This window comes from Tyzzerella sp. An114 (assembly GCF_002161055.1).
Taxonomy (GTDB): Bacteria; Bacillota; Clostridia; order Lachnospirales; family Anaerotignaceae; genus Fimicola; species Fimicola cottocaccae.
This window is the reverse complement of record NZ_NFLT01000064.1, coordinates 1-949: the sequence shown is the minus strand read 5'-3', so window position 1 is coordinate 949 and position 949 is coordinate 1. Positions and strand designations below refer to the sequence as shown.

Here is a 949-nt window from a genome sequence, read left to right as displayed (position 1 = left end):
CTATATAATAGTTATCATACACATTTTTAATATAATTATATAAAGGAGAAACAATAATATTTCCTTTATTATCTATAATTCCATATTTATTATTTTTACGAACTATGGCTCTGTTATTATTAAATTCATCTGTGTCAGATGTTATATAAGCCTTATCCCAAACAGGTTCGGAAATGATATTTCCTTTATTATCAATATATCCTATATAACCTTCACTATTTACAAAAGGTACAATACTTTCAGAATATGTAGGTATAATTTTATAATCCGTTGCAAATTCATTATCATATTTTAAATTTGTATATATTTGTACTATACTATCTTTTTCATTCCATAAAATATTATCATCTGAAATTTTAAAAGCGTGACACAAATCTCTAAGAGGTATAAAAATTCTATCTTTTGAAATCTCTGCGGGTGTTCCCATACTATATTCAATACCGTTAATATACATAATATCAGAACCTATTGTTAAATCTATTGTTTTTTCTTCATATATTATTATAACTTTATTTTTATCAGGATACCAATCAACATGAGCCTTTTTAGATGTTAAGGCATCAACAATACTTCTAACAGGCATCATTGTATAACCTGAATTTGAAATATAAGCTGGTGAGTCCATTATATTTTCAGTTCCATCAATATTTAAAATATTAGAACCTATTTTTAAAGATATATTTCTATAAAGTTTATTATTGTCTTTTAATTGGTCAAAATTTTGTTCACCTGCAAAAACATTACTAGATATTATTGATATAAAACACATTACTGATAACAAAAATTTTTTCATAACAACACCACCTACTTTCTTAAATTTATATTTACAATTTTTCAAGTAAAAACTTTGCTAATCCAATTTAATAAAATTATATTTAAAGGATAAATTATATAAAATAAATACTTAAATCCTTTTCCTTTTTTACCATTGTATAATAGTAATATAGGT

The 949-nt window shown here is 23.1% G+C and carries 1 protein-coding gene; it reads right to left on the bottom strand.

The features are described from left to right. The coding region (locus tag B5E58_RS13250) for a stalk domain-containing protein (RefSeq protein WP_206608591.1) at positions 1-793 on the bottom strand (793 nt) is incomplete at its 3' end. Positions 794-949: the final 156 nt, after the last annotated feature.